Consider the following 26,948-nt stretch of genomic DNA (forward strand, 5'->3'; position numbering starts at 1 on the left):
CCTCCCTCTCACTTATTTCATCAGACGAAAAGACACGATGTATGTACGTACGTGTCTTTTCTCTATCATTCTCATTTCTCGATTAATGCGGGTTCAAACCAGTTCAGTTTTTGATGAAAATGAACGACATCTCCAATAACAATTAAACTTGGATGCTCGATCCCTTCTTTTTCAACGGTTTCAGACAGTGTCGCCACAGTGCAGCAAGTTGTCTTTTGCCTCGTCGTGGTTCCCCAGTGTATAAATGCAGCGGGTGTTTCTGGATCCCGTCCATTTTTTAAAAGCAGGCGCTGCACTCTTTCCACGTTTTTGACACCCATGTAAATCACAAGAGTATCAATCCCTGTAGCCAGCGCCTCCCACTTTTCTTCAAAATGTTCATCCTTTTGATAGTGACCCGTGACAAAAGCAACATTTGAGCTGAATTCACGGTGTGTCACAGGGATTCCCGCATAAGCAGCTGCCGCAATACCAGAAGTAATTCCTGGGACAACCTCATACGGAATTCCGTGCTCAGCTAAGCATTCGATTTCTTCACCGCCGCGTCCAAAGACAAAGGGGTCACCGCCTTTCAGCCGAACGACAACGTTCCCTTCCTTTGCATGAGCCACAAGCGCTTCATTGATGGCTTCCTGTCTCATTGTATGATGATTTGGCAGCTTTCCGCAATAAATCAATTCCGCCTCTGGTTTGGCGTGGGCGAGAATGTCTTGATTGACAAGACGATCATATAAGATGACATCTGCCTGCTGTATCGCCTTATGGGCCTTTAATGTGATTAAATCTGGGTCTCCGGGTCCAGCACCCACAATGTATACTTTCCCCATCTTGCTTTTCTCCCCCTGCCATCAGGCGATTATTTCGTTGTAGCTTTTACATAATCAACAAGACGCTGTTTGGATTCCTCACGGGATAATTCCCCTGTATCTAAGACGAGCTCAGGCGAAGCTGGCTCTTCATATGGTGAATCGATTCCAGTGAAAAATGGAATTTCGCCGTTTCTCGCTTTTTTATATAACCCTTTTGGATCACGCTCTTCACACACGTTCAGATCACATTTGACAAACACTTCGTGAAATTCCCCATCTTCGACTAACTGTCTGACAATGTGGCGGTCTTCCTGAAATGGAGAAATAAAAGCAGTGATGACAATCGTACCTTGCTCCACAAATAATTTCGCCACTTCTCCGATTCGGCGGATGTTTTCTTTTCTGTCGTCATCTGAAAACCCTAGATCTTTATTGAGTCCGTGCCGCACGTTATCGCCGTCAAGAACGGTGACTTGATAGCCTTGTTCAAACAGCTCTCTTGCAGCTGCATTTGCAATCGTTGATTTACCTGATCCGCTTAAACCTGTAAGCCAGATAATGCCGCTCGTATGATTGTTTTTCTGTTGATATTCTTTTTTTGTAATAGATGCATCATGCCACACGATATGTTCGTTGCTCATGTCATACCCTCCCTTTAAGATACCGTCGTTTTTAATCCTTCGATTAATGTTTCAATGACTTCTTTTCGGCTGAACGTGCTTGGTGGTAATTCACCGTTTCTCAGCATCGTTCGAACTTTTGTACCTGAAAGAATGACATGCTCGCTTTTGTCGTGAGGACACGTTTTTGGTGTGGCCATCGCTTCACATGTATTACAGTAGAAGCTGTGTTCAAATTTTAATGGCGTAATACCGATTTCTTCGCTTGTAAATTGATCAAATAGTTCCTGCGCCTCGTATGTGCCGTAATAGTCACCAACACCTGCATGATCTCTTCCGACAATAAAATGGGTGCAGCCATAATTTTTACGAACAAGCGCGTGAAATATCGCTTCCTTTGGTCCAGCATAACGCATTGCAGCAGGAAAAACACCTAAAAAGACGCGGTCTTTTGGATAATAACCATTCAATAACACTTGATAGCTTTTCATTCTCACATCTGCCGGGATATCGTCAGATTTTGTTTCACCGACAAGCGGATTTAAAAATAAACCATCGACCGTTTCTAATGCTGTTTTTTGAATATATTCATGCGCACGATGAACCGGGTTTCTCGTTTGGAAACCAACAATGGTTTTCCAGCCATTTTCTTTAAAATGGCGTCTTGTTTCTTCTGGCTCATACGTAAATTGAGGGAATGGTTTTTCACTGCGTTTCGTCAGTGTAATTTTCCCGCCAATGTAAGTATCACCGCGTTCAAATAATTTTTTCACGCCTGGATGATTGCGGTCATCAGTTTTATAGATATTTACCGCTTCTTTTTCCTTATCTGGTGTGTATTGATCCTCTACTTCAATGACCCCATATACAGTTCCATTATAGGATAAGCGTACGATATCGCCTTGATGGATTTCCGCCGCCTTTTCTTTTGTCACTGGCAGTGTAATAGGAAGAGACCAAACGACACCACTTGCTAGCCGCATACTGCTCACAACTGCTTCATAATCAGCTTTTGTTAAAAACCCTTCAATTGGACTATATCCGCCAATTGCAATGAGTTCAAGGTCTGCAAAGGAGATCGCATCTAGTTCAATTTCCTTTGCAGCTGTGCTGAGATCATATTCTTCATTTACTCGATTAATTAATACGCCACCATGTGGTGTTAAACTCATTTGTTCATCTTCCTCTCAATGTTCATATTTATTAGATGTTAATAGTCGGATTTGTGATTAAATCCCGCCGCCCTGTTCATGAATAGAGCTGCTCTCATTTTTGACTGCCTTCATCAGACTCAGCGCACCAAGTGAGGCAAGCAGTACACTCATCATGATAAAGATAGAGTAATAGTCTCCTTTTAAGAAAAGGCTCACCAGCAAATACGATAGGCTGAGTGATAAGAAGGGTGACACCACCCACACTTTCAGCATTTTTTTCACAACATGTTTGTGAAAAATGTTTGGCCCGCCTTTTGCCATTCCAAGCCCGATAATAGACGAGGAGGTGATTTGCGTAAGCGGAACAGGCAGCCCAAAAATAGAGCTGACGATGACAAGCCCAGCACCGGTACTCGAAAGTAAAATCCCTTCGCCTGTTTGATAGCGGGTGATTTTCTTTCCGTTTGTTTCTAGTACCCTTCTCCCAAGCAAAAGGGCACCAAGTGCAACAAAGATCCCGCCGTAAAGAGTTCCTTGCCCGACTGACAAAACGCCTGACGCGACAAGCGGGCCGACCGCATTTGCGACATTGTTCATACCAGCTGAAAACGCCTCTAGAAATCCGCTGAGGATTAATACGACAGATAAAATAGCTGTGCCTTTTTTAGACAGCTTCCGTTTAGGGAACATTCTGATGATTTTGACGACAGCAAAGGTAAAAAGAAAGGCGAAAATCGGGATGATCACCCAAAATGCCACAATCACTAAAATGGATTTCACAAACAATACTTTATACGCGACTGCCACACCAACCACAGCCCCTACTGTGACCTCACTTGTTGATAAAGGGATCGCCATCAGATTCGCTATAAAAAGTGATAGTGCAGCAGAACCAATGATAATACAAACGATTTCAAGTGTAATGACTGATTCTGGCATAATACCAGAGCTGATCGTTTTGACGACCTCACCGCCGCCAATCACTGAACCTGCTAAAATCCCAACTGCACAAACGCTGAGCGCATAAATGGGCTTTTGAATCGCGCCTGACCCGTACGCAATGCCCATAGAAGCAGCTGCTCCGCTTGCGCCTATGTTTAAAGCAAAGAATAGACTAAATAAAATTGCGGCGATTTCCATACATTATGCTCCCTTACTCATGTAATCCGCACTCTGTCTTTGCTGTGCCTGACCATCTGCCAGAACGCAGATCATCTGCAGTAAATGCTGGCTGTGTACACGGTGCACAGCCGATACTTGGATATCCCTGGTCATGCAGCGGATTATAAGTAAGTTCTTCTCTAGATGCATATCTCCATATGTCCTTCCACGTCCAATGGATAAGCGGACATACTTTCACTGATTTGAATTTTTCATCCTTATTTAAGAAATTCGTCCCTGCTCGTTTTGGTGACTGCTCTCTTCTTAAACCGGAAAGCCAAGCTGGATAACCAGATAGGGCTTCTTGCAAAGGAATGACCTTACGCATATGGCAGCAGCTTTGAGGATTTGTTTTCCATAATTGTTCACCGTGCTGCTCATTTTGCTGTTCAACCGTCAGCTCAGGCGTTTTCAATTCAATGTCTAAACCCGGGTATCTTTCCTTTACTGCATCAATTGTGTCGTATGTTTCTTTAAAATGCAGACCTGTATCTAAAAAGACAATTTTCGCATCTTTTTTTACTTTTGCAATCAGATCAATCAGAACGATGCCCTCAATCCCAAAGCTGCACGCATATACGAGCTGGTCACCATAATGACCGTACGCCCATTTCAGTACAGACAGGGCTCCTTTATACAAATCATCTTCTTGAAATGTAATGGACGGCTCTTGCCAATTTTCATAAGTTAACATGATTTCTCCCCTTCCGGAGTACAGCTCATATTGCTTTTTTCCGCACTACTTCAATCTAATTTTTTCGTTCTTTTCCACTTGAATCACTTGACCGTCCTGAACAATTAACGTAATTGAACCGAATTTCATATCCCCAATCAGTTCTTGCATATGCTTTACTAAGTCCTCATCCTGATTTTGTTTCACTTCCATCTCCTCTTCCTCCTCACCGTTAAAATAAAAAAACTTTCTTTCAGTCCGAAAGAAAGATGAGGAAGCTCACGATTTCCTTATCTTTCAAAATAGAATCATTTTGCAGGAAGTAGCACCTTGCGAATCGCAGGTTGCCGGGTTTCATCGGGCCAGTCCCTCCACCTCTCTGGATAAGAGTTTCAATTTGTCTTAAATATTAACACAATTCAAACAAAAGTCAACCCGACTTTATTGATAGGATTAGTTTTTATTAAAATTTGAGTCTATTTTACTATTTTTACCTAAACAAAAAAACTGTGCGGGCAGGCACAGTTTTTGTTAACGATGGGCTTTCACTTTTCAGACCGTTTCTTCCATCCAAGATTCTGAGGAAGGATCTTGTCTCCAGCGTTTTAGTTTGTTCATCGCAGCAGGCTCAATCGCTTTCAGTTCAAGTGCCACGTCTGTCAATGTGTCATAGTCTGTTAGGGTGACATATGGAATATTTTTTTCTTGAAAGGCTGCCGCTGCTTTTGGCAGTCCGTATGTGAAGATCGCGGCAACTCCTAGTACCTCGCAGCCCTCATCTTGAAGAGCAGCGACCACTTCAAGCACACTGCCTCCTGTGGAAATAAGGTCTTCTACGACGACAACCTTTTGGCCTTTTGATACGGCCCCTTCAATTTGATTTCCTTTTCCATGTGCTTTCGGCTTACTTCTGACATAACACATCGGGATGTTCAAGCGGTCTGCTGCTAATGCCGCATGAGGAATGCCTGCTGTTGCAGTACCCGCGACAACCTCTGCTCCCTTGAAATGAGTGAGAATCAAATCTTTTAGACCTTCAGCAATGTCGTGTCTCACTTCTGGAAATGACAATGTCAGGCGGTTATCACAATAGATCGGTGATTTTATACCGCTCGCCCATGTAAACGGTTCGTCTGGTTTTAATGAGACCGCTTTGATTTGTAATAGATGTTTCGCGATTTTTGATTTCATCTGGCAGTCACTCCCACTCTTTCAAAATTTGATGATATGCTTCTATTGGTTTATCAGCTTTTGTGATTGATCTTCCAACAACGATTTGTGAAACACCTTGCTCTTTTGCATAGGCCGGTGTCGCCACGCGCTGTTGGTCATCAGTTTGATCATTCGGTAAGCGAATTCCTGGCGTTACAGTGAGAAAGGATGGTGAAATATGTTCATGAAGTGCTTTAGATTCATGAACAGAGCAAACAACCCCGTCCAGCCCACTTTCATATGCTAATTGTCCGTACCGGATAACAGTCTCTTGCAGCGGACGGTCAATGAGTAATTCGTTTCTCATCATGTCTTCTGACGTACTAGTCAGCTGGGTCACTGCAATGATGCCCGGGCGGCTTTGTCCAGCAGGAGTCCCGCTTTCAAGCCCCTCTAACGCAGCCTGCATCATTCGTTTCCCGCCAGCAGCATGCACATTGACCAAATCAACACCAAGTGCAGCAAGCCGGTTCATCGCTTTTTGCACCGTTGTTGGAATGTCATGTAATTTTAGATCAAGAAAAATGCGGCAATTTTTTTCTTTCAGCGCATCAAGAATGGCAGGTCCTTCTTGGTAAAACAGCTCCATGCCGACCTTCACAAATAATGGTGTCCCTTCAAAAGGGTCTAAAAAGGCAAGCGCGTCCTTCCCTGATGGAAAATCAAGCGCGATGATGGGCAAGTGCTTCATGTTTCCAGCTCCTTCCGATACATTCCTCTACAGATGAATAACCATATGCTGCTAACACTTTTGGCAGCTCTTCAATGATTTCCGGGCAAATAAATGGATTCACAAAATTGGCTGTGCCGACAGCTACTGCACTTGCACCTGCTAGTAAAAATTCAAGTACATCTTCAGCACTTTGCACCCCGCCCATCCCGATAATCGGAATAGAAACCGCTTGACTCACCTCGTGTACCATGCGCACAGCGACCGGTTTGACAGCTGGTCCTGATAATCCGCCTGTTTTATTGGCAAGGATAGGTTTCCCTGTTTTTAAATCTAAACGCATACCGATTAATGTGTTAATCATGGTGAGTCCATCTGCTCCAGCAGCTTCAATCGCTTGAGCAATCTCCACAATATTGGCTACGTTAGGTGACAGCTTGACATAGACAGGTACAGAAGAGACTTCCTTGACCGCTTTTGTCAATGTCGCCGCCATATTTGGATCTGTACCAAAGGCAATCCCGCCTGTTTTCACATTTGGGCAAGAAATATTCAGTTCAAGGGCATGAACATTTTTTGCTTGGCTGATTTGCTTGGCTACTTCCACATAATCATCAACCTGTGAGCCAGCAACATTCGCAATAATAGGTGTATCAAATTGTTCAAGCCAAGGCAGCTCATTTTCAAACACGCCTTTTAGACCCGGATTTTGAAGGCCGATTGCATTAAGCATACCAGCTCCTGTCTCGGCTACCCTTGGCGTGGGATTGCCAAATCTCGGTTCAAGGGTTGTGGCTTTGATCATGATACCGCCTAGCAATGATAGGTCATATAAGGATGCAAATTCTCTCCCGAACCCGAAGCAGCCTGATGCAGGGATGATTGGATTTTTTAAAGATAATCCCGGTAACTCAACGTTTAGCATGACAACGCCACCTCCTCTGCTTTAAAAACAGGTCCATCAAGACAGACTTTGACGTAAGGTTTGTCGAGCTGATCGGTATGACAGACACATGCAAAGCACGCACCAATTCCGCAGCCCATTCGTTCTTCCATCGAAATATAAACGGGCTTATCAGGATACGTGTCTTTCAGCGCTTTTAGCATAGGTGTTGGACCGCAGGAAAGCAGCACATCAAAGCTCAGGTTTTGCTCTTTTATCACACCTGTTACAAAGCCTTTAGTACCGTATGTGCCATCAACCGTTGCAATAAACGTATCACCGAGTGCTTGAAATTTCTCCTCGTAAAATACATCCTTTTTCGATTGAAAGCCGAGGACATGCTTCACGATGACGCCTTTTTTCGTTAAACGCTTGGACAGTTCATATAGAGGCGGTACGCCAATTCCGCCGCCGACTAGTAATGCCGTCTCTCCGGGCTGGACGACTGAAGGATCATACCCGTTTCCAAGCGGCCCTAATACATCGACTGATTCTCCCTCCCGCTTTTGGGAGAGGAGCTTTGTGCCCTCTCCCTCTGCGCGGTAAATGATGGTTGCTTCTTTTTGCTCGGCATGAATGTTGGCAATACTGATCGGTCTTCTCAGCAGCGGTGTCATGGATTCACTGACCTTTAGATGAAGAAATTGTCCAGCCGTTTGAAAGGAGTCCACAAGGTCACCTTTTAATGTCATTTCGTAAATATGATCAGCGATCTCTCGGTTCGAGACGACCGTCAAGTATGCTTTTTTCATATCGTTACTGTCACCTCAGCATTCGTTTTCACTTCTGGCATTTCATCTGCTCTAAATGTCATGCTCTCAAGCACTCTTAAAATGGCTTCTGCTGTATCTAAGGACGTTAAGCAGGCCACTCCGTTTTCAACAGATTCACGTCTAATTCTAAAGCCGTCTCTTGCCGGCTGTTTTCCTTTTGTTAAGGTGTTGATGACAAATTGCGCTTCCCCGTTTCGAATGACATCGAGAAGATTTTTGCCTTCCTCTCCGATTTTGCCGACGACACTTGATGGAATGTAGGCTTGTTTTAAATAATTCGCCGTTCCTTCTGTCGCTAAAATATGATAGCCGATTGAATGGAATCTTCTTGCGATCTCAAGTCCTTCTTCTTTATCCTTATCAGCCACTGTCAGAAGTACTGTTCCGTCATTAGGAATTTGAATACCTGAGGCAATCAATCCTTTATATAGGGCTTTTTCGATCGTGACATCTTTCCCCATGACTTCACCTGTTGATTTCATTTCAGGTCCGAGTGTAATATCGACTCTTCTTAATTTAGCAAAAGAGAAGACTGGGACTTTAACGTACACTCCTTCTTGCTCTGTGTGAAGCCCTTCTTCGTAGCCATAATTTTTGAGCTTGTCTCCTAAGATGACTTTTGTCGCAAGGTTGGCCATCGGGATGCCTGTGATTTTACTTAAGAAAGGAACCGTCCGGCTTGATCGCGGGTTCACTTCAAGTACATACACTTCACCTTTTGATAGGACAAACTGGATGTTCAAAAGTCCAATAATGTTGAGTCCTTTTGCAAGCTTGATCGTGTATTCTGCGATCTTCGCTTTGATGTCCTCAGACAATGTTTGCGGCGGATAGACCGCAATCGAGTCACCAGAGTGAACTCCGGCTCTTTCAATGTGTTCCATAATACCTGGGATCACGACAGTTTCGCCATCAGACACGGCATCTACTTCAATTTCTTTTCCTGTCAAATACTTGTCAATTAACACTGGATGCTGCGGATTGACCTTCACCGCATTCTCCATGTAGTGAAGAAGCTCATCTTCTTGATACACAATTTCCATCGCGCGGCCGCCTAATACATAGGAAGGACGGACAAGGACTGGGTAGCCAATTTGATTGGCAATCGCTACTGCTTCAGGCACAGACGTTGCTGTTTTCCCTTTAGGCTGGGGCACGCCGAGTGTTTCTAACGTTTGTTCAAACTTGTCCCGGTTTTCTGCGCGGTCTAGGTCTTCTAGAGAAGTTCCAAGAATTTTAACCCCTCTATTTGATAATTCATCTGCTAAGTTGATCGCTGTTTGCCCGCCGAACTGAACGACAACTCCTTCAGGCTGTTCAAGGTCGATGATATGCATCACGTCTTCTACAGTGAGTGGTTCAAAGTAGAGCTTATCTGAAATACTAAAGTCTGTTGAGACCGTTTCAGGGTTGTTGTTAATAATGATCGCTTCATAGCCTGCTTGTTTAATTGCCCACACAGAGTGAACGGTCGCATAATCAAATTCAACCCCTTGTCCAATTCGGATAGGACCTGAACCTAATACGATAACGCTTTTCTTGTCTGTACGTTCTGATTCATTTTCATCTTCATACGTGCTGTAGAAATAAGGTGTCTCTGATTCAAATTCTGCCGCACATGTATCTACCATTTTGTATACAGGTACAATGCCTGCTTCTTGTCTTAGCTTGTAGACATCCGATTCGTTCATATTCCACTCGCGGCTAATGTAGATATCTGAGAAGCCTTTTTCTTTCGCTTCTTTTAATACGTCTGTATTGCCTTTGTTTTCTTTTAATGTCTTCTCAAAGGCGATGATGCCTTCCAGTTTATGAAGGAAGAAGTAATCAATTTTTGAGAATTCGTGTATTTGTTCGACTGTATAGCCTCTTCTAAGCGCCTCAGCGATATAAAATAATCGTTCGTCTCCCGCTTTAATAATCCGTTTTTCAAGCACTTCATTTGTGATGTCTGCTTCATCTTTTAATTCAATGTGATGCACATCGGCTTCAAGTGAACGTACAGCCTTTAGAAGAGACTCTTCTAATGTGCGGCCGATCGCCATGACTTCACCAGTTGCCTTCATTTGCGTACCAAGACGTCTGTTGGCAGATTCAAATTTATCGAACGGCCAGCGCGGTATTTTTGAAACGATATAGTCAAGTGCAGGCTCGAAGGCTGCATAGGTTTTACCTGTGACTGGGTTCATCATTTCATCAAGCGTTAAGCCGACTGCAATTTTCGCTGCCAATTTGGCAATTGGATAGCCTGTCGCTTTTGACGCAAGTGCAGAGGAACGGCTCACACGCGGGTTTACTTCGATGATATAGTATTGAAAACTGTTTGGATCAAGTGCCAGCTGAACGTTACAGCCGCCTTCTATGCCAAGTGCGCGGATCAGCTTAAGCGACACATTGCGAAGCAGCTGATATTCACGATCACTTAACGTTTGGCTTGGCGCTACAACAATACTGTCACCTGTATGGATACCGACAGGGTCAAAGTTTTCCATGTTACAAACAACGATTGCATGGTCACCGCTGTCTCGCATGACTTCATATTCAATTTCTTTAAAGCCTGCAATGCTTTTTTCAAGTAAGCATTGTGTAACTGGGCTTAGCTTCAGGCCGTTTTCAACGATTTCCTTCAGTTCTTGCTCGTTTGTACAAATTCCGCCGCCCGTTCCACCTAATGTATAGGCTGGTCTGACGATGACAGGGAAACCGATTTGATCCGTAAACGCCATTGCTTCTTCCAGGTTATGAATGATTTCACTTTCTGGTACAGGCTCATTTAGTTCATTCATCAAATTACGGAATAAATCTCTATCCTCTGCTTTTTGGATGGCTGACAGCTTTGTACCGAGTACTTCAACGCCGCATTCAGCTAATACACCAAGGTCTGACAATTCAACAGCAAGGTTTAATCCAGTTTGCCCGCCAAGTGTTGGCAAGATCGCATCAGGGCGTTCTTTTCGAATGATTCGTGTTAAAAATTCTGGTGTCAGTGGTTCGATGTATACCTTGTCGGCCATTTCTGTATCTGTCATGATGGTAGCAGGGTTAGAGTTCACAAGAACGACTTCATAGCCCTCTTCTTTTAGTGCTAAGCAAGCCTGTGTGCCTGCATAGTCAAACTCCGCTGCCTGACCGATGATGATAGGACCTGATCCGATTACTAAAATCTTTTTGATGTCTACGCGTTTTGGCATACTTCTTCCCCTTCTTTCTCAGTCGTATGAATCATTTCCATGAACTGGTCAAATAAGTAGTTTGCATCTTCTGGACCCGGTGATGCTTCTGGGTGGTACTGAACAGTGAATGCTGGTGCTTCTTTATGTTTTAATCCTTCAATCGTATTGTCGTTTAAGGCAATATGTGTGACTTCGAGCACGTCTTCGTTAATCTTGCTAACCGTGTAGCCATGGTTTTGAGACGTGAGTGTCACCTTGCCAGTTGCTAGTTCTTTTACTGGATGGTTCGACCCTCTGTGACCAAATTTCATTTTTTCTGTGCTTGCACCGCACGCTAGAGCAAATAACTGATGTCCGAGGCAAATGCCAAAGAGCGGCACCTTTCCAATCAATTGTTGAATCATCTCAACGGCTTCTGGTACATCCACAGGATCTCCAGGTCCGTTTGAAAGCATTATGCCATCAGGCTTTAGCTGCAGCACTTCATCTGCAGTGATGTTGTATGGCACCACAATAACGTCGCAATCACGTTTATTGAGCTCGCGCAAAATGCCGTGCTTCATGCCGAAATCGACAAGAACAATTCTTTTCCCTCTGCCTGGGCTTGGGTACGCATTTTTCACAGATACTTGACTCACCTGATCAGTTGGCAGCTGCAATGTTTGAAGGCGGCGGACAACGTCTTCCACTTGTTCTTCAGGTCCTGCAAACGCCCCTCTTAAAGTCCCTGCACTTCGAATCATTCTAGTCAGCTTCCGTGTATCGATTCCGCTCAGCCCCGGAATGTTTTTCATTTTTAAATATTCATCGAGTGAGTATGAAGAGCGCCAGTTTGAGGGCTTTTCACAAAGCTCTTTCACAATCAGCCCTTTCACAAACGGTGTGATCGATTCAAAATCATCACGGTTAATGCCGTAGTTGCCGATAAGCGGGTAAGTGAGTGTGACAATTTGTCCGCAGTATGATGGATCAGATAAAATTTCTTGATAGCCCGTCATCCCTGTATTAAAGACGACTTCTCCGACTGATGGTTCTAAGCTGCCAAAGCCTGTTCCTTCGAATACTGTTCCGTTTTCTAGCACTAAGCGTCTCTTCATTTTACTAGTCTCCCCTCTTCATAAACGACTTTCCCAGATGCAAGTGTCATGACCGGCCATCCTGATACAGTCAATTTGTCAAACGGTGTATTTTGTCCTTTTGATAAGAAGCTTGTTTTATCGATTGCCATTTCTTTGTTTAAATCAATGAGTGTAATATCAGCTATGTGTCCTTCTTCAAGCTTTCCGTATGGAAGGGAAAAGGCTTCTGCTGGTTTGATTGTCATATAATCAACGAGTTCTTTTAATGTCCATTCGCCTGTTTTGACAAATCGTGTATACAGAAGCGGGAACGCTGTTTCAAGTCCCACAATTCCAAACGGGGCACGCTGCATGGTTTCGTTCTTTTCTTCTTCTGTATGCGGCGCATGGTCTGTGGCGATGAAATCAATCGTTCCATCTAACAGTCCCTCGATCAATGCCTCGCGATCCTCTTTCCCTCTGAGCGGCGGGTTCATTTTATAGTTTGTATCAAGACCTGGAATGTCCGTATCACACAACAGCAGGTGATGCGGTGACACCTCAGCCGTCACACGGATGCCTGCTTTTTTTGCATCGCGTACGACCCGTACAGATTCTTTCGTACTGATATGACATACATGATAATGACAGTTCGCTGCTTCTGCTAAAAGAACATCTCTTGCAATATGCACCGATTCACAAATGGACGGTATACCGTTTAACCCATTTGCTTTTGAAAATTCTCCTTCATGAACGCACCCGCCGTAAATGAGCGAGTTATCTTCACAGTGCGCCACAATCGCTTGATCAAGACTTGCTGCCTGTTTCATCGCTTCGTACATCATGCCTGCTGTTTGGATGCCGACACCGTCATCTGTAAAAGCAAAGGCGCCTGCTTCTTTTAGTGCTGCAAAATCCGTCATCTCTTCCCCAATTTGTCTCGTTGTGATGGAGGCGTATGGCAGTACTCTCACAGATGAAGTCTCTTCGATTCGATTCATGAGCCATTCCATTTGCTCTTTTGTATCTGGAACCGGTCTTGTATTTGGCATCGCTGCAATCGTCGTATATCCGCCTCTTGCGGCTGCTTTAGAGCCTGTTTCAATCGTTTCCTTTTTCTCTCCGCCTGGCTCTCTTAAATGCACATGCAGATCGATCAAGCCTGGTGACACAAATAGCCCTGCTGCATCAATAACCTCTTCTCCGTCTTCTCTTTCTAGGTGACCAATCGCTTGAATCACTTTTCCTTTTACCCTAATATCCTGCTGCACTCTTTCACCTGTGCTTGTTAAGATAAAACCGTTTTTAATGAGATATGACATAGACAGAATCTCTCCCTTTTTGATGTAGTGTGCTATTTTGAAAAGCTCTTTTTAATACGGCCATTCGGATATAAACACCATTTTCCATTTGCTTGAAAATCCTTGACTGCTTGGACTCTACTAAAGAATCATCTATTTCAACACCTCTGTTTACTGGTGCTGGATGCATAATAATCGCGCGTTCTTTCATTTTGTTTGCTCTGTCTACTGTTAATCCATAAGTTGATAAGTAATCTTCACTGCCCATTTTTTCAGCGTGCCGTTCATGCTGGATTCTGAGCAGCATCACCACATCAGATAGTGCGATGGCTTCATCTACTTGGACGTACGTTCCGTGAGGGTTTTGTTCATCCTGGAAGGAAGCAGGTCCTGAAAAGAGGACTGTCGCTCCCAGCCTTGAGAGAACCTCAGCATTTGACCTTGCTACCCTGCTATGTTTGATGTCTCCATGAATCGAAATCGTTAAGCCTTCAAAGCCGCCAAACTCTTCAAAAATGGTCATGAGGTCAAGCAGTGATTGGGTTGGATGCTGTCCGCAGCCATCACCTGCATTGATGATGGGAATTCCAACCTTCCCGATCAGCTCGTTATAATATTCATCGGTGCTGTCTCTGATCACACATGCCTTTACTCCGATCGATTCCAGTGTTTTTACCGTATCGTAAAGTGTTTCGCCCTTTTGAACGGAGGTGCTTGCTGCATCTAAGCTCAGGACATTCATCCCTAATTTCTTCTCTGCTACTTCGAAGCTAAAACGTGTTCTTGTGCTTGGTTCAAAGAAGAGGTTTGCCACAAATTCTCCGGCTAATCCATGTTCTTGTTTCCCCTTTTTGAGTGCAGCTGCTTCTTCAATCAGCTGTAAAATCTCTTCTTTTGATAAGCTGCTCATTGTCGATAAATCATTCATTTTTTCTTCCCCCTCTAGTTTTTCATCACTTTCAGGTTCAAAAAAACCCTAAGCCTCGGCAGCTTAGGGTTCTCCAAAAGAAGCAGCGGCACTTTCGTGCATTCTGCTCCATTTAGAACCCTTGTCAGCCTCACTGGACTTCTTTTAAAAGGTTTTCTGTATTTGATTCATTTGACTCGTCATCTTCCGCTTTTTGATGCGGCAGGATCAGGTTTAACAGGACACCCGTAATCGCAGCAAGTGCCATTCCAGATAGAGTGAGATTGATTTGTTTCACCTCAATGAATGCCCCTCCAATTCCGATGACTAGGATGACTGATGCGATAATGAGATTACGCTTTTCTTCAAAATTCACTTTATGATCAATCAGGATTCTCAGGCCGCTTGAGGCAATGATTCCAAAGAGCAGGAACGAAACGCCTCCCATCACCGCGGACGGCACTGTACTGATTAATGCTGAAATTTTCCCTACAAAACCGAAGCAGATCGCAAACACGGCTGCTCCGCCGATGACGAAGATACTGAACACTCTTGTGATGGCAAGTACGCCAATGTTCTCTCCATAAGTTGTTGTTGGTGGTCCACCAATAAGTGAAGCGAAGATGGTCGCCGCACTGTCCCCTAAAATGGAGCGGTGAAGACCAGGTTTTTTAATAAAATCTTGTCCTACGACCTTACTTAACACCACCTGGTGGCCAATATGCTCAGACATTGTGACAAAGGCAACCGGCACCATCACTGTGAGAATGCTTAAAGTCACAGCAGGTGTATAGTCGACAAATGGCACGACGAAGTCTGGGACAGCAAACCATTTTGCGTCAATGACCGGCTGGAAGTTCACAATGCCTTGTGTTAAGGCAAAGAGATAGCCGCTGATAATGCCGATTAAAACTGGGATTAAGCTAAGGAATCCTCTTAGGAAAATCATACTGATAATCGTGACAGCCAGTGTGAAGCCAGCGACCATTAAGTGCTTGAGGCTGTAAACAAGCTCGGTTGCATTCGGATCAACATACATCGCCATGTTGACTGCTGTTCCAGCGAGTCCAAGTCCAATGACCATAATGACTGGTCCTACGACGACCGGCGGCAGAAGCTTCATCAGCCAGCCTGTGCCGAGCCATTTAATGAACAGGGCAATGAGCGCATAAGCGACACCCGCCATGAAGGCGCCAACCATTGCGGCTCCGGGGCCGCCCGTTGCTTTCACATTCAGTATGGGGGCGATGAAGGCAAAGGACGATCCAAGATACGCCGGAATTTGTCCTCTTGTGATGATTAAGTAAACAATCGTTCCCACACCGCTTGAGATGAGCGCGACGGCTGGACTCATATCAATGATTTTTGGTACAAGAATGGTTGCACCAAACATCGCAAACAAATGCTGCAGGCTAAGTGATAGCCATGTGAATGGTTTTGGGATATCTCGAATGCCTAAATTGGCTTTTTGCTGACTCATGATTTTCCTCCTAGATGTGTCCTTTTTCATTAAAAAAGCCTCTTTGCGAGTATGCGCAAAGAGGCCTAGAAAAACCAGACACGTCATGTTAGCCGTGTGCTCGGTGTCTCTGTTATTGCCCTCTTTGCAAACTCTCTGGAATGCATTTAAAAAGGTTATTTTTCGTATATAGCGACAAGGTCGTTTTGATCTACTTCATTCAGTTGAACCATAACGGTCTCTGCTTTTGATGTCGGAATGTTTTTCCCGATATAATCCGCTCGAATTGGCAGCTCCCGGTGTCCCCGGTCGACGAGCACAGCCAGCTGAATGGAAGATGGTCTTCCTACATCCACAAGGGCATCCATAGCTGCTCTGACGGTTCTGCCTGTAAACAGAACATCGTCAACGACAATGAGTGTTTTGTCATTAATGTCAGCTGGAATGTCTGCACCCTTTACAAGCGGGTCTTGGTTGTCTGTCTTTTTTGTCAGGTCATCACGGTATAGCGTAATATCAAGTTCACCCACAGTGACTGGATTTCCTTCAATTTGCTCGATGCGCTCTGCAAGGCGCTTTGCAAGATGTATGCCTCTTGTCTTGATCCCAGCAAGGATGACATCCTTCATCCCTTTGTTGCGCTCAATCATTTCATGTGCAATTCGGGTAAGCGCTCGTCTGATCGCTTGTTCATCAAGAATGACTGCTTTTTGTTCCATCTTTTACACCTCTTTTTGACAAATAAAAAGCCCCTTCTGCAAAGAGCAGAGAGGGGCGTTCATTTGTGCATACTCGTGCACAAATTGATCCGTTATCCTTCTCAGCCTCTCTGGACTGTTTTAAAGAATCTCAATTTCTTCGTTTATTATTTCAGAAAAAGAACGGCCTGTCAATCGTTATTTCTTAATGAATCGATAAAGCCCCGCATATCAGCTGGAATTGGTGCTGTGAACTCGATATATTCTCCTGTTCTAGGATGATCAAATCCTAAAACACCTGCATGCAGAAGCTGTCCATTAAAATCTACTGTTTTTCTCGGTCCATATTTCGGATCTCCTGCAAGAGGGTAACCGATATATTTCATATGAACACGAATTTGGTGTGTTCTTCCTGTTTCAAGACGGCACTCGACAACTGTGAAGTCTTTAAAGCGTTCAATCACATCAAAGTGAGTGACAGCCTGTTTTGCATTTTCTTTTGTGACCGTCATGCTTTGGCGGTCTTTTTTGTCTCTGCCAATTGGTGCATCAATTGTGCCTGTATCATGCTGGATAATACCGTGGACAACAGCCGTATACTTTCTTGTGACAGTTTTAGCCACCAGCTGATTGACGAGTGACTCATGTGCGATATCGTTTTTTGCAACCATTAACAGCCCAGACGTATCTTTATCGATTCGGTGGACAATTCCAGGACGCATCACACCGTTAATCCCTGATAAATCCGTACAATGTGCCATCAGACCATTTACAAGTGTACCTGACACATGACCTGGAGCTGGATGAACGACCATTCCTCGAGGCTTATTTACGACTAACACATCTGCATCCTCATAATAAATATCAAGATCCATTGGTTCTGCTTCTACATCTAGCGCTTCTGGATCTGGAATCTCCACTTTGATTTGATCCCCAGCTTGCACTTTGTAATTGGCCTTTACTTGTTTCCCGTTTACTTCGATCAGCCCATCTTTTACCCATTGCTGGACTTGGGTTCTTGACCATTCTGGTTCTGTTGTGCTTAGAAATTTATCTAGCCGTTCACTCGTTTGTTCTTCTGAAACGGCAATTTTTACTTGATTCATGTAGTTGACTCCTTATTTTTCTTTCCATCTAACAGCATTTGAATGAAGAGCAGAATAACCCCTACACAGAGAGAAGAATCTGCAATATTAAAGATTGGGTAGTGATAATCCCCAAATACGAAATGAGCAAAATCAACCACTTCCTGACGGAAAATACGGTCGATAAAGTTTCCGATCGCTCCGCCAAGCATTAAGGCCAGCGCTACTCCAAGCAGCTTGTCCTTTTGTCCATGTTTTTGTAAGTAATAAACAATTCCCGCAATAACAACGAGTGTGATCACATAGAAAAACCACATTTGCCCTTGGAGAATTCCCCATGCGGCTCCTGAATTTCGGTGAGACGTGATATAAAAGAATCCATCAATTACTGGAACAGAATCACCGAGCATCATATTTTTGACAATGAGCCATTTTGTTAATTGGTCTAAACAAATGATAACGAATGCGATTATGTAATAGAACACACACGTTCCTCCATCTTCATACTTTGATCTTTAAGCATTTTATCAAGAAAACAGGAAGGAGTAAAGAAACTTTAGTTGACAGACAAAAACCTCCCTACATGTGGAAGGCTTCAAAATGAGAATCATTTGATTCGGAAGGATAAGGAGTGAATGCTTTTTTCTCGTATTGCTTATGATATAAAAAGTCGTCAGCCGTGCGGGCGGTAGGAAGAATGCTCATTTGTTCAAGCGGAATCATATTACCTGTCGCCTCACATATGCCATAGGTCCCTTGTTCGATCTTTGCAATAGCGAGAGACACATCTTGCAGCTCTTCTTTGATGTGATAAAGAAGTGTGGTCGTTTTAACGTCATTCAACGAGACATGCTCAGCGGGTGAACGAAATGATGCGTATTCAAACAGTTTAGATTGCAGCTCTTCTTTGATTTGAAGGAGTTCCGTGTAAATCGTCTCTAGATCGCCATTCATGTCGCTATTTCAACTCCTGCCCTGTCGTGATAATCATATTGTTGCCCTGCCTGGTTACTTTAAAGCCATAAGATTTTTCCTTTCGTTCTAAACGCTGTCATTTTCTCAAAAAAGAAAACGCCCCGCATATGACGGGGCGCCAGCTTGTGATATCGCACTGTTAATTTTGGTAATATTTCTCCACGATTTCAGCATTTTTCAGCGACAATGTTGGGTATTTCGGATTTGCACCAACATCTTTTGAAATAATGCGGGAACGTTCGCACAGTTCTCCTTCTGCTTTTTGAACCACAATTCTTCCTGATGTATATTCAGGCGCCGATGTATCTGCATGCTGCTTATCCTCGACCGTTAATTCAGAGATGATAAAGAGCTGCTTCACATCTTCTTTAATGGATGCAAGAAGGTTTTTCACTTCGTCTGTCGCATAAAGCGTCACACTTGCTTCAAGTGAACGACCGATGACTTTCTCATTACGCGCAATCTCCAGCGCTTTTAGCACATCGTCACGTACCTCCATAAAGCGGTCAAACTTCGCTTCTGTCGCTTCAGCTTGAGGAACTGCCACACCTTCTGGCATATCTGTTAACTGAACACTTGGCTCTTCAACAAAGCTTAAGTGGCTCCATAATTCATCTGCTGTATGCGGAAGAATTGGTGCAGTCAGCTTCACTAATGCCATTAATGTTTCGTAGAAGACAGTCTGCATGCTGCGGCGGTCTGGATGATCTGCATGCTCAATGTAGACGACATCCTTTGCAAAATCGAGATAGAAAGAGCTGAGCTCAATTGTACAGAAATTGTGAATCGCATGATAGACGACCGCAAATTCGTAATCATCATAAGCTTTTTTCACTTTATCAATCAATTTGTTTAATTTGATCAAGATGTATTGATCCACTTCGCGAAGCTCTTCTACCGGCACGGCATTTACTGCTGGATCAAAGTCAAATAGGTTTCCATGCAGGAAGCGGAAGGTGTTACGGATTTTACGATAGACTTCTGCTACTTGTTTCAAAATATCATCAGACACTGGATGATCGGCTTGATAGTTGACAGAAGATACCCAAAGTCTAAGAATTTCTGCACCGAGCTGCTTCGCAACCTTCGTTGGGTCAATCGTGTTGCCTAATGATTTACTCATCTTACGTCCTTCTTTATCAAGCGTAAAGCCGTGGCTTAGGACACCTTTATACGGTGCTTTTCCAGTGACAGCAACAGCTGTTGATAAAGAGGAGTTAAACCAGCCGCGATATTGGTCAGAGCCTTCAAGGTAAAGATCTGCCGGACGGACTAGGTCATCTCTTTCTTCTAAAACGGCTTGGTGAGAAGAACCGGAATCAAACCATACATCCATGATGTCCTGCTCTTTAGTGAATTCACCATTCGGGCTGCCTGGATGTGTAAAGCCTTCTGGCAATAGCTCATTCGCTTCTTTTTCAAACCAAATATTCGAGCCATGCTCTCTAAATAATTGAGATACATGCTGGATGGTTTCGTCTGTGATGATCGGCTCACCATTTTCTGCATAAAACACCGGAATTGGAACGCCCCATACACGCTGTCTTGAAATGCACCAGTCACCTCTGTCACGCACCATATTGAACAGGCGTGTTTCACCCCATGCTGGAACCCATTTCGTTTCTTTAATATTGTCTAATAACGCTTCTCTAAAATCTTTAATGGATGCAAACCACTGAGCTGTCGCACGATAAATCGTTGGTTTTTTCGTTCTCCAGTCATGCGGATAGGAGTGCGTGATAAAGTCGAGCTTCTTCAGCGCGCCTTTTGCTTCAAGCTGTTCTGTGATGGCTTTATTGGCATCCTCGTAGAATAGTCCTTCAAAACCAGGTGCCTCATCTGTCATCACACCTTTTTCATCTACTGGACAGAGCACATCAAGACCGTATTTCGTACCGACAATAAAGTCATCTTCCCCGTGGCCTGGTGCAGTGTGAACACAGCCTGTTCCCGCATCCGTTGTCACGTGATCACCAAGCATCACAAGAGAATCTCTACCATAGATTGGATGCTCTGCAACGATGTTGTCTAATTCTTTTCCTTTTAGCGTTTTCACGACTTCATACTCTTCAAAGCCGAGTGTTTTTGCCACTTGTTCAACCAGTTCAGATGCTACGACATATCGCTCAGCACCCACTTGAAGAACACTGTACTCTAAGTTTGGATGAACACAAATGCCAAGGTTTGCCGGAAGCGTCCAAGGTGTTGTTGTCCAGATAATGAATTGTTCGCCGTTTTCAAGAACGCCTTTGCCATCTTTTACTTTAAACGAAACGTAAATCGATGGTGAACGTTTGTCTTTATATTCAATTTCCGCTTCAGCAAGAGCTGATTCACTTGAAGGAGACCAGTTAACTGGCTTTAATCCTTTATAGATATAGCCTCTCTTCGCCATTTCACCAAAGACAAGAATTTGCTGCGCTTCATATTCAGGCTTTAATGTGACATATGGATTGTCCCAGTCTGCTCTGACGCCTAAGCGTTTAAACTGGCTGCGCTGACCTTCAATTTGCTTCCAAGCATACTCCTCGCATAGTTTGCGGAATTCTGCTGTAGACATTTCTTTGCGTTTTACTTTTTTATTTTTAGTAAGAGCTGTTTCAATTGGCAGCCCGTGTGTATCCCAGCCTGGTACGTACGGAGCATGGTACCCGTTCATTGATTTAAAACGGACGATAAAATCTTTTAGGATTTTATTGAGTGCATGCCCCATATGAATGTCACCATTCGCATATGGAGGCCCATCATGCAAAATAAACGTTGGGCGTCCTTTTGTCCGCTCTAAAACCATTTGATAGATGTCTTTCTCTGCCCACTCCTCTTGGATTTCAGGCTCTTTGTTCGGCAAGTTCCCTCTCATTGGGAATTCTGTTTTCGGCATTAATAAGGTGTCTTTGTAGTTCATACCCATTCCTCCACATGCAAATTCTGATTAAAAAACAATAAAAAAAGCCCTCTCATCCCATAAGGGACGAGAAGGCTTGTCTCGCGGTACCACCCTTTTAGACAAGCGCTATTTAAGCAGCCGCTTATCCACTCTAAAATCGTAACGTGATCAGACGCCTTTTCTTACTGTTTTTTTCAGAAAAGGAACTAAAGGGGTGATCTCATTGCAGCGTCTCGTAATGTCAGGCTTCCACCATCCCTGATTCGCTTAATTACGCATGTGACAGCTGCGAGTGTCCCTTTCAAACGTTTATCTCTTGTTAATTTATGATGGTATTATATGCAACATGAGCACGTCATGTCAAGATGATGCGCTTATTCTTTTTCGTCAAAGACAGCGTCCACTTCATATTCCAGTAAATGATCCCAATCGTCATTTTTCAGAAGATCAAGCTGCGCTTCGATGAGCATTTGGAAACGAGTTCTAAAGACCTTCGATTGTTTCTTCAGTTCTTCGATTTCCATTGCAATCTTTCTTGATTTTGACAGCGCTTCGTTGATAATACGGTCTGCATTTTTCTCTGCTTCACGAATAATCAATTTTGCTTCTTTATCAGAATGACGCTTAACGTCTTCTGCTGCTTCCTGCGCCACAAGAATCGATTTGTTTAATGTTTCTTCAATTGTGGCAAAATGACCTAGTCTTTCGTCAAGCTCGTTTACTTTGTCTTCAAGCTCGTTCTTTTTACGGAGTACGATCTCGTAGTCTTTACGTACTTGGCTTAAAAACTCGTTTACTTCGTCTTCGTCATAGCCGCGAAAGCTTTTTGTGAACGTTTTATTATGAATATCATTAGGTGTTAATGGCAACCTCGCCACCTCCAGATTCAAGTTCGTTATGTCATAAGCTCAAATGTTACTTTGAATTTATCTTTTTTGGTCTTCCCATCAATCGTTTTGAGGCTAAAGCGGCCAAATCCCCTTACAGAGAGCTGATCGCCTTCACCGATTGTAAAGGAAGGGTCCTCAGTGACTTTCCAATTGACTTTGACAAGTCCATTTTTGACTAAAAGCTGTGCTTTTTGCCGAGACTGACGGCTGACAGCAGCACATACAGCATCAAGCCGAAGTGAAGAAATGGTATCTTCTTTGATATCAGTCTTCGTCATCACTGGCTTTATTTCTGCCTGCGTGATTTCCTCTAATGAAACGGATGCTCTGCCGACATGTGTCAGCTGCGCCCGCACAAAATCAGCGACATCACTTGTACAAATAAACTGCACATCTTCCTCTGAAAATAATAGATCTCCGAATTTTTGACGCTTCAAGCCTGTCCCAATCAATGAGCCGAGAAGCTTCGGGTGTTCTAAGGAAATAAACTTTTTCGCATAGTTCACCTGAAAATATGACAGCTCAACATCTTCAATAGAAGGTTCTAAATAATCAGGATAAATGAGAGCTCTTTTGCGCTCCGCTCCCTCATACCCGCCAAAAAACATGATCCCAAGTTCTTCAGCATGCTGGATGACGGACTCGGTAATAAATTGCTCACGCGGATCAAGGAAGTCTGTTAATTTCATTCGATATTGGTCGAGTGCGATTTTTTTCCAGCCTAACACTTGGTCGACAAATGGCTGTTCGTCTTTTCTAAAATGCTGATAGATATCGCTCATTTTGTTCCCCTCTTATGTAAAAGAGCCTGGCAGTGCCAAGCCCGGCAGCCTGTTTACATGATTCCTGCAATCATTTGATAAAGACCTCTCAATCCATATTCTGAAGCAAAGCGAATCACAAGCAATGCCACAATCGGCGAGATGTCAATCATACCGATTGGCGGAATAATTTTACGAAATGGTTCTAAATACGGTTCGCAAATATTTGTCAGAAAACGGCCAAACACAGTTTCTCTTGCAGATGGCACCCATGACATAAAGATGTAAATAATAATCGCGAATGAGTAAATCGTTAATACCGTTCCTAAAATATTAAAAATGAAATTTAGAATCACTATGATTTACCACCTCTGAGGTTCTTCCTCTGTCAATAGCTCTGATATTGTGCCAGATACATCTACATTATCAGGTGTGCAGAGGAATATATTCGAGCCAATACGCTGGATGTCTCCACCGATTGCATAAACGGTTCCGCTTAAGAAGTCAATGATTCGCTTTGCTTGATCATGCTGAATGCGCTGCAAATTCACGACGACTGCACGTCTGTTTTTAATATGGTCTGCAATCTCCTGCGCTTCTGCATAAACACGCGGCTCACTTAACACCACTTTAGAGGATTTCTGCACGCTTTGCAAGCTGACAACATTTTGTTTTCCTGTCTGCGGGCGCTCTTGAAATGCTGCTTTGTCCTTCGTTCCTTTTTCTTCTTGAACGGGTTCTCTTTCTTCATCAATATATTCGTACTCATACTCTTCATCGTCGAGAGTGAAAAAGCTTTTAAACTTATTTTTTATGCTCATGTCACGCACCTCCTGTTTCATTTCCAACAAGTGAAGAGCCAATCCGAACGAATGTCGCACCTTCTTCAATTGCGATTTCAAAATCATTTGACATGCCCATCGATAAATGCTGACAAGGTGCATTTACTTGGTTAAGATGTTTTACTTCTTCTTGAAGGTTTTTTAATGCTTTAAAACAGTTGCGAATCACAGTGTGATCCTCTGTAAATGGAGCCATCGTCATCAGTCCTGCAATTTCAATCTGTTTGAAATCAGCGAGCTGCTTCACAAATGGAATGACGTCTTCACTTTTCAAGCCGTGTTTTGACTCCTCAAGTGATGTGTTCACTTGTACAAAACAGCGAACTGTGTGATCCGCTCTTTTTTCAATTTCATTCGCAAGAGACATTCTGTCGAGCGAATGTAAGTAGTCAATTGTCTGAATGACTGATTTCACTTTTCGTGTTTGTAAACTGCCGATAAAGTGCCAGTTAATGTTTTCATCGGTTATGGCCGCCTGCTTTTCAAGTAACCCTTGGTCTCGATTTTCACCAAAGTGCACAATCCCTGCTTCCTTGGCTTCTAGTGCTCGTTCAATCGAGACATATTTTGTCACAGCGACGACTGATACATCTGCTGGTTGTCTACCGGCTCTTTTACATGCTTCGTTTATTTGTTCATTTATTTGTCTGAGATTCTCTCGTACATTCAATTGCACTTATGCCTCCTTAAACCCGACAAAAGACATCATACGTCCTGTTTTCCCTTGATCACGCCGGTGTGAGAAGAAAAGCTGATCATTGCAGCTTGTGCACATCGAACTGACATGTATGTTTTCTTCTTTTATTCCTGCATGAAGCAATACGTTTTTGTTTAGTGTTTTCAAATCAATTTTATATTGTCCTTGTGAAATCTCGGAATACACATCCTCTGTTGAAAAAGGAAGCTGTTTCACTTGATCCATGACGACGTCATCGACTATGTAGCAGCAGCTGCCAATGGATGGTCCAATGACGACTTGAATCTGATCGACCTTGGCACCTTCTTGGCTGACCCATACATCAACCATCTTTGCACCAATTTGCTTGACGGTTCCTTTCCAGCCGGCATGAGCCGTTCCAATTAATCCGTTTTGCGGAGCTAGAAAATAAAGCGGAACACAATCAGCGAAACAAAGAGCGAGCATCATGTTCGTCTCAGACGTATATAAACCGTCTGTACCTGGCAGTGCCTCATCATAATGAAGACTTCCTCTTCCTCTTTGCTCCTTGGTGACTTTCAGGATGCGATCCTCGTGTGTTTGGTCTGCAAACACCCAATCAGAGAGCGGCACAGCAGCAGCATCTGCTATGACTTGACGATTCATTTGAACACTAGAAGCATCGTCTCCTACATGGAGTCCAGTGTTCAATGATTGATATGGAGTAAGGCTGAAGCCGCCATTTTTTGTTGTAAATCCGGCCAATACCTCTTTACCAGAACATGTCATGTTCGTCCAATCATGAATGGTCATTGCATATGGTGATTTCTGCTGAAAGGGGTCATATTTGTGTGTCAAAGCTGCCTCCCACCTTTCATTCATCTCTCTTTATTTCGCTCCTATTTTACCACAAGACATACATAGACAGTTAGTGGGATTCATTAAATATTACACTCAAATGTGCCCTTTCTGCAGGTTTTTTTTCAAATTGATATGAAAACGTAATCTTTTTACCCGAAAAAGACATTGTTTGCTAAGAATGAAGAGTTTATTTTAAGGAAAAATTGAATGATTCATTGAGGAGTTATACGAATTAAGAAGACAAGCGGACAAGTATCACATCTTCGCCAATTTTTACTATATTTCGCCATGGGACAATCATTTCCTCTTCTTTTCCGAAAAATCCCATCATTTTACCTGTGCCGCCAATAATAATCGCTTGGATTTTGCCGCTTGTGACATTAATATCAATGTCCCCAATGGTACCTAGTTTTTTCCCGCTGGATACATCGACGACATCCTTGATTTGGAATTCAGAAATGCTGATCATCTGTCCTTCCCCGCCTTTCGTTTTCTACTATAATATGTATGATGGAAAAGCAGGGACGCAGACCAATAGTTTCTTTTATCTACAATTTACTTAAATGCGGACGGCCATTTCTCCACATGACATCTACCGGACATTCAAAAAAAGAAGAAAGCAGGCCGCTTGTCATCATCTCTTTTGTTTCTCCTTGATCAAAAACAGATCCATTTTTTAATAATAAGGTATGCTGAAAAACAGGCAGAATCTCCTCTGCATGATGGGTCGTATAGAGCAAAGTAGGCGCATCAGGCTTTGCTGCAATCAATGAGATGGTCTCCAGCACTTGCTCTCTTGCTAGAAAATCAAGACCCGTCACAGGTTCATCTAAAATCAAGAGCTGCGGATCATTCATTAAAGCTCTCGCAATCAAGACTTTTTGCTTCTCTCCCTGTGAGAGTGTTTCATAAGTTCTGTTGGCATATTTGAATGAACCAAATGCTTTTAATAGATCAATGGCTTTCTCTCTCATTTCATCTGTCGGGGTTTCATAAAGCCCGATAGAAGCAAATGCGCCGCTCAGCACAATTTCAAAAGCATTGTCGTCTCTGTGCAATTTCTTTTCAAGTCCTGCTGAGATGAGTCCAATTTTCCTCCTGAGCTTTTCACCAAGAGCCTCCTTGCCAAAGACATGTCCCAGCACTGTCATCTCGCCTGACGTGGGGAAATAATAAGAGCAGAGCATATTTAATAATGCGGTTTTCCCCGCACCATTTAAACCGTAAAGTACCCAGTGTTCCTGCTTGTTCACCTGCCAGTCAATAGACTCAAGCAGCCATTTCCCATTTCGTTTTAATGAAACATTCTTCAATTCAAGTGACACGATAACTTCCTCCTGAGTAAAAATTCTGAATATACAAATAATGAATGTTTACA

At 43.4% G+C, this 26,948-nt stretch carries 28 protein-coding genes, 1 riboswitch and 1 other annotated feature; all 28 genes read right to left on the bottom strand.

Annotated features, from left to right (window positions below):
- Nucleotides 1-71 precede the first annotated feature (71 nt).
- Nucleotides 72-827: a uroporphyrinogen-III C-methyltransferase gene (gene cobA / locus AMR95_RS04730; RefSeq protein WP_058837729.1), complete on the bottom strand. Its 756-nt coding sequence runs from the start codon at nt 825-827 to the stop codon at nt 72-74.
- 29 nt (nt 828-856) lie between these two features.
- On the bottom strand, nt 857-1,450 hold the full coding sequence (gene cysC / locus AMR95_RS04735) for an adenylyl-sulfate kinase (protein WP_058837730.1): 594 nt from the start codon (nt 1,448-1,450) through the stop codon (nt 857-859).
- Between the two features lie 14 nt (nt 1,451-1,464).
- Entirely contained in the window at nt 1,465-2,601 is a 1,137-nt protein-coding gene (sat, locus tag AMR95_RS04740; protein WP_039178416.1) for a sulfate adenylyltransferase, read from the bottom strand.
- A gap of 57 nt (nt 2,602-2,658) precedes the next feature.
- On the bottom strand, nt 2,659-3,723 hold the full coding sequence (locus AMR95_RS04745) for an inorganic phosphate transporter (protein ID WP_047202130.1): 1,065 nt from the start codon (nt 3,721-3,723) through the stop codon (nt 2,659-2,661).
- 13 nt (nt 3,724-3,736) lie between these two features.
- Nucleotides 3,737-4,438, bottom strand: a complete 702-nt coding sequence (locus tag AMR95_RS04750) for a phosphoadenylyl-sulfate reductase (RefSeq protein ID WP_047202129.1) — start codon at nt 4,436-4,438, stop codon at nt 3,737-3,739.
- Nucleotides 4,439-4,483: 45 nt separating this feature from the next.
- Nucleotides 4,484-4,588 (bottom strand): DUF2292 domain-containing protein, encoded by a 105-nt coding sequence (locus tag AMR95_RS18735; protein ID WP_369810469.1) that lies wholly within the window; start codon nt 4,586-4,588, stop codon nt 4,484-4,486.
- A gap of 116 nt (nt 4,589-4,704) precedes the next feature.
- A riboswitch (SAM riboswitch) is annotated at nt 4,705-4,807 on the bottom strand.
- A gap of 162 nt (nt 4,808-4,969) precedes the next feature.
- Nucleotides 4,970-5,608, bottom strand: coding sequence for an orotate phosphoribosyltransferase (gene pyrE / locus AMR95_RS04755; protein WP_058837731.1), 639 nt, complete (start codon nt 5,606-5,608; stop codon nt 4,970-4,972).
- 7 nt (nt 5,609-5,615) lie between these two features.
- Nucleotides 5,616-6,320, bottom strand: a complete 705-nt coding sequence (gene pyrF / locus AMR95_RS04760) for an orotidine-5'-phosphate decarboxylase (RefSeq protein WP_058837732.1) — start codon at nt 6,318-6,320, stop codon at nt 5,616-5,618.
- Nucleotides 6,292-7,224, bottom strand: a complete 933-nt coding sequence (locus tag AMR95_RS04765; RefSeq protein ID WP_058837733.1) for a dihydroorotate dehydrogenase — start codon at nt 7,222-7,224, stop codon at nt 6,292-6,294. The genes pyrF and AMR95_RS04765 overlap by 29 nt, the downstream gene beginning before the upstream one ends.
- Nucleotides 7,218-7,994, bottom strand: a complete 777-nt coding sequence (locus AMR95_RS04770) for a dihydroorotate dehydrogenase electron transfer subunit (protein WP_058837734.1) — start codon at nt 7,992-7,994, stop codon at nt 7,218-7,220. The genes AMR95_RS04765 and AMR95_RS04770 overlap by 7 nt, the downstream gene beginning before the upstream one ends.
- Nucleotides 7,991-11,206 (bottom strand): carbamoyl-phosphate synthase (glutamine-hydrolyzing) large subunit, encoded by a 3,216-nt coding sequence (carB, locus tag AMR95_RS04775; RefSeq protein WP_058837735.1) that lies wholly within the window; start codon nt 11,204-11,206, stop codon nt 7,991-7,993. Before carB ends, AMR95_RS04770 begins: the two co-directional genes overlap by 4 nt.
- Entirely contained in the window at nt 11,191-12,285 is a 1,095-nt protein-coding gene (locus AMR95_RS04780; RefSeq protein WP_058837736.1) for a carbamoyl phosphate synthase small subunit, read from the bottom strand. Before AMR95_RS04780 ends, carB begins: the two co-directional genes overlap by 16 nt.
- A complete protein-coding gene (locus AMR95_RS04785) occupies nt 12,282-13,568 on the bottom strand; it encodes a dihydroorotase (RefSeq protein WP_024424231.1) in 1,287 nt (428 codons plus the stop codon). The genes AMR95_RS04780 and AMR95_RS04785 overlap by 4 nt, the downstream gene beginning before the upstream one ends.
- The gene (locus tag AMR95_RS04790) at nt 13,552-14,475 is read right to left on the bottom strand and encodes an aspartate carbamoyltransferase catalytic subunit (protein ID WP_039178391.1); all 924 of its coding nucleotides are present in this window, start codon (nt 14,473-14,475) and stop codon (nt 13,552-13,554) included. The genes AMR95_RS04785 and AMR95_RS04790 overlap by 17 nt, the downstream gene beginning before the upstream one ends.
- A 130-nt stretch (nt 14,476-14,605) precedes the next feature.
- Nucleotides 14,606-15,934, bottom strand: coding sequence for a solute carrier family 23 protein (locus AMR95_RS04795; protein WP_039178389.1), 1,329 nt, complete (start codon nt 15,932-15,934; stop codon nt 14,606-14,608).
- Between the two features lie 155 nt (nt 15,935-16,089).
- Nucleotides 16,090-16,632: a bifunctional pyr operon transcriptional regulator/uracil phosphoribosyltransferase PyrR gene (gene pyrR / locus AMR95_RS04800; RefSeq protein ID WP_024424234.1), complete on the bottom strand. Its 543-nt coding sequence runs from the start codon at nt 16,630-16,632 to the stop codon at nt 16,090-16,092.
- 170 nt (nt 16,633-16,802) lie between these two features.
- Complete coding sequence (locus tag AMR95_RS04805; RefSeq protein ID WP_058837737.1) at nt 16,803-17,717, bottom strand: RluA family pseudouridine synthase; 915 nt, start codon at nt 17,715-17,717, stop codon at nt 16,803-16,805.
- Complete coding sequence (gene lspA / locus AMR95_RS04810) at nt 17,714-18,181, bottom strand: signal peptidase II (protein ID WP_024424236.1); 468 nt, start codon at nt 18,179-18,181, stop codon at nt 17,714-17,716. The genes AMR95_RS04805 and lspA overlap by 4 nt, the downstream gene beginning before the upstream one ends.
- Nucleotides 18,182-18,275: 94 nt before the next feature.
- Nucleotides 18,276-18,650 carry a TraR/DksA family transcriptional regulator gene (locus AMR95_RS04815; RefSeq protein ID WP_039178384.1) on the bottom strand — a complete coding sequence of 125 codons (375 nt, stop codon included), beginning with the start codon at nt 18,648-18,650 and terminating at the stop codon, nt 18,276-18,278.
- A gap of 160 nt (nt 18,651-18,810) precedes the next feature.
- Complete coding sequence (ileS, locus tag AMR95_RS04820; RefSeq protein ID WP_058837738.1) at nt 18,811-21,576, bottom strand: isoleucine--tRNA ligase; 2,766 nt, start codon at nt 21,574-21,576, stop codon at nt 18,811-18,813.
- Nucleotides 21,577-21,635: 59 nt separating this feature from the next.
- Nucleotides 21,636-21,873, bottom strand: a binding site (T-box leader).
- A 59-nt stretch (nt 21,874-21,932) separates the two neighbouring features.
- Complete coding sequence (locus AMR95_RS04825) at nt 21,933-22,427, bottom strand: DivIVA domain-containing protein (protein WP_008344947.1); 495 nt, start codon at nt 22,425-22,427, stop codon at nt 21,933-21,935.
- Between the two features lie 26 nt (nt 22,428-22,453).
- Nucleotides 22,454-23,230: a YlmH family RNA-binding protein gene (locus AMR95_RS04830; protein ID WP_039178378.1), complete on the bottom strand. Its 777-nt coding sequence runs from the start codon at nt 23,228-23,230 to the stop codon at nt 22,454-22,456.
- A 53-nt stretch (nt 23,231-23,283) separates the two neighbouring features.
- Nucleotides 23,284-23,565 carry a YggT family protein gene (locus AMR95_RS04835; protein ID WP_041084921.1) on the bottom strand — a complete coding sequence of 94 codons (282 nt, stop codon included), beginning with the start codon at nt 23,563-23,565 and terminating at the stop codon, nt 23,284-23,286.
- Nucleotides 23,566-23,571: 6 nt separating this feature from the next.
- Nucleotides 23,572-24,030 (bottom strand): cell division protein SepF, encoded by a 459-nt coding sequence (gene sepF, locus AMR95_RS04840; protein WP_003212271.1) that lies wholly within the window; start codon nt 24,028-24,030, stop codon nt 23,572-23,574.
- A gap of 1 nt (nt 24,031) precedes the next feature.
- Nucleotides 24,032-24,721 (bottom strand): YggS family pyridoxal phosphate-dependent enzyme, encoded by a 690-nt coding sequence (locus tag AMR95_RS04845; RefSeq protein WP_039183105.1) that lies wholly within the window; start codon nt 24,719-24,721, stop codon nt 24,032-24,034.
- 6 nt (nt 24,722-24,727) lie between these two features.
- Nucleotides 24,728-25,591: a peptidoglycan editing factor PgeF gene (gene pgeF, locus AMR95_RS04850; RefSeq protein WP_039178375.1), complete on the bottom strand. Its 864-nt coding sequence runs from the start codon at nt 25,589-25,591 to the stop codon at nt 24,728-24,730.
- 211 nt (nt 25,592-25,802) lie between these two features.
- Nucleotides 25,803-26,039: a YlmC/YmxH family sporulation protein gene (locus AMR95_RS04855; RefSeq protein ID WP_008344958.1), complete on the bottom strand. Its 237-nt coding sequence runs from the start codon at nt 26,037-26,039 to the stop codon at nt 25,803-25,805.
- 79 nt (nt 26,040-26,118) lie between these two features.
- Nucleotides 26,119-26,895, bottom strand: a complete 777-nt coding sequence (locus tag AMR95_RS04860; RefSeq protein ID WP_039178373.1) for an ABC transporter ATP-binding protein — start codon at nt 26,893-26,895, stop codon at nt 26,119-26,121.
- Nucleotides 26,896-26,948: the final 53 nt, after the last annotated feature.

Origin of the sequence: Bacillus sp. G1(2015b) (genome assembly GCF_001482475.1) — a bacterium.
GTDB classification, from domain to species: domain Bacteria; phylum Bacillota; class Bacilli; order Bacillales; family Bacillaceae; genus Bacillus; species Bacillus safensis.

Excerpts from the sequence above, each read along its gene's own strand:
- cobA (WP_058837729.1), bottom strand. The coding sequence starts at position 827 with ATGGGGAAAGTATACATTGTGGGTGCTGGACCCGGAGACCCAGATTTA.
- cysC (WP_058837730.1), bottom strand. The coding sequence starts at position 1,450 with ATGAGCAACGAACATATCGTGTGGCATGATGCATCTATTACAAAAAAA.
- sat (WP_039178416.1), bottom strand. The coding sequence starts at position 2,601 with ATGAGTTTAACACCACATGGTGGCGTATTAATTAATCGAGTAAATGAA.
- AMR95_RS04745 (WP_047202130.1), bottom strand. The coding sequence starts at position 3,723 with ATGGAAATCGCCGCAATTTTATTTAGTCTATTCTTTGCTTTAAACATA.
- AMR95_RS04750 (WP_047202129.1), bottom strand. The coding sequence starts at position 4,438 with ATGTTAACTTATGAAAATTGGCAAGAGCCGTCCATTACATTTCAAGAA.
- AMR95_RS18735 (WP_369810469.1), bottom strand. The coding sequence starts at position 4,588 with ATGCAAGAACTGATTGGGGATATGAAATTCGGTTCAATTACGTTAATT.
- pyrE (WP_058837731.1), bottom strand. The coding sequence starts at position 5,608 with ATGAAATCAAAAATCGCGAAACATCTATTACAAATCAAAGCGGTCTCA.
- pyrF (WP_058837732.1), bottom strand. The coding sequence starts at position 6,320 with ATGAAGCACTTGCCCATCATCGCGCTTGATTTTCCATCAGGGAAGGAC.
- AMR95_RS04765 (WP_058837733.1), bottom strand. The coding sequence starts at position 7,224 with ATGCTAAACGTTGAGTTACCGGGATTATCTTTAAAAAATCCAATCATC.
- AMR95_RS04770 (WP_058837734.1), bottom strand. The coding sequence starts at position 7,994 with ATGAAAAAAGCATACTTGACGGTCGTCTCGAACCGAGAGATCGCTGAT.
- carB (WP_058837735.1), bottom strand. The coding sequence starts at position 11,206 with ATGCCAAAACGCGTAGACATCAAAAAGATTTTAGTAATCGGATCAGGT.
- AMR95_RS04780 (WP_058837736.1), bottom strand. The coding sequence starts at position 12,285 with ATGAAGAGACGCTTAGTGCTAGAAAACGGAACAGTATTCGAAGGAACA.
- AMR95_RS04785 (WP_024424231.1), bottom strand. The coding sequence starts at position 13,568 with ATGTCATATCTCATTAAAAACGGTTTTATCTTAACAAGCACAGGTGAA.
- AMR95_RS04790 (WP_039178391.1), bottom strand. The coding sequence starts at position 14,475 with ATGAATGATTTATCGACAATGAGCAGCTTATCAAAAGAAGAGATTTTA.
- AMR95_RS04795 (WP_039178389.1), bottom strand. The coding sequence starts at position 15,934 with ATGAGTCAGCAAAAAGCCAATTTAGGCATTCGAGATATCCCAAAACCA.
- pyrR (WP_024424234.1), bottom strand. The coding sequence starts at position 16,632 with ATGGAACAAAAAGCAGTCATTCTTGATGAACAAGCGATCAGACGAGCG.
- AMR95_RS04805 (WP_058837737.1), bottom strand. The coding sequence starts at position 17,717 with ATGAATCAAGTAAAAATTGCCGTTTCAGAAGAACAAACGAGTGAACGG.
- AMR95_RS04815 (WP_039178384.1), bottom strand. The coding sequence starts at position 18,650 with ATGAATGGCGATCTAGAGACGATTTACACGGAACTCCTTCAAATCAAA.
- ileS (WP_058837738.1), bottom strand. The coding sequence starts at position 21,576 with ATGAACTACAAAGACACCTTATTAATGCCGAAAACAGAATTCCCAATG.
- AMR95_RS04830 (WP_039178378.1), bottom strand. The coding sequence starts at position 23,230 with ATGAGCGATATCTATCAGCATTTTAGAAAAGACGAACAGCCATTTGTC.
- sepF (WP_003212271.1), bottom strand. The coding sequence starts at position 24,030 with ATGAGCATAAAAAATAAGTTTAAAAGCTTTTTCACTCTCGACGATGAA.
- pgeF (WP_039178375.1), bottom strand. The coding sequence starts at position 25,591 with ATGAATGAAAGGTGGGAGGCAGCTTTGACACACAAATATGACCCCTTT.
- AMR95_RS04855 (WP_008344958.1), bottom strand. The coding sequence starts at position 26,039 with ATGATCAGCATTTCTGAATTCCAAATCAAGGATGTCGTCGATGTATCC.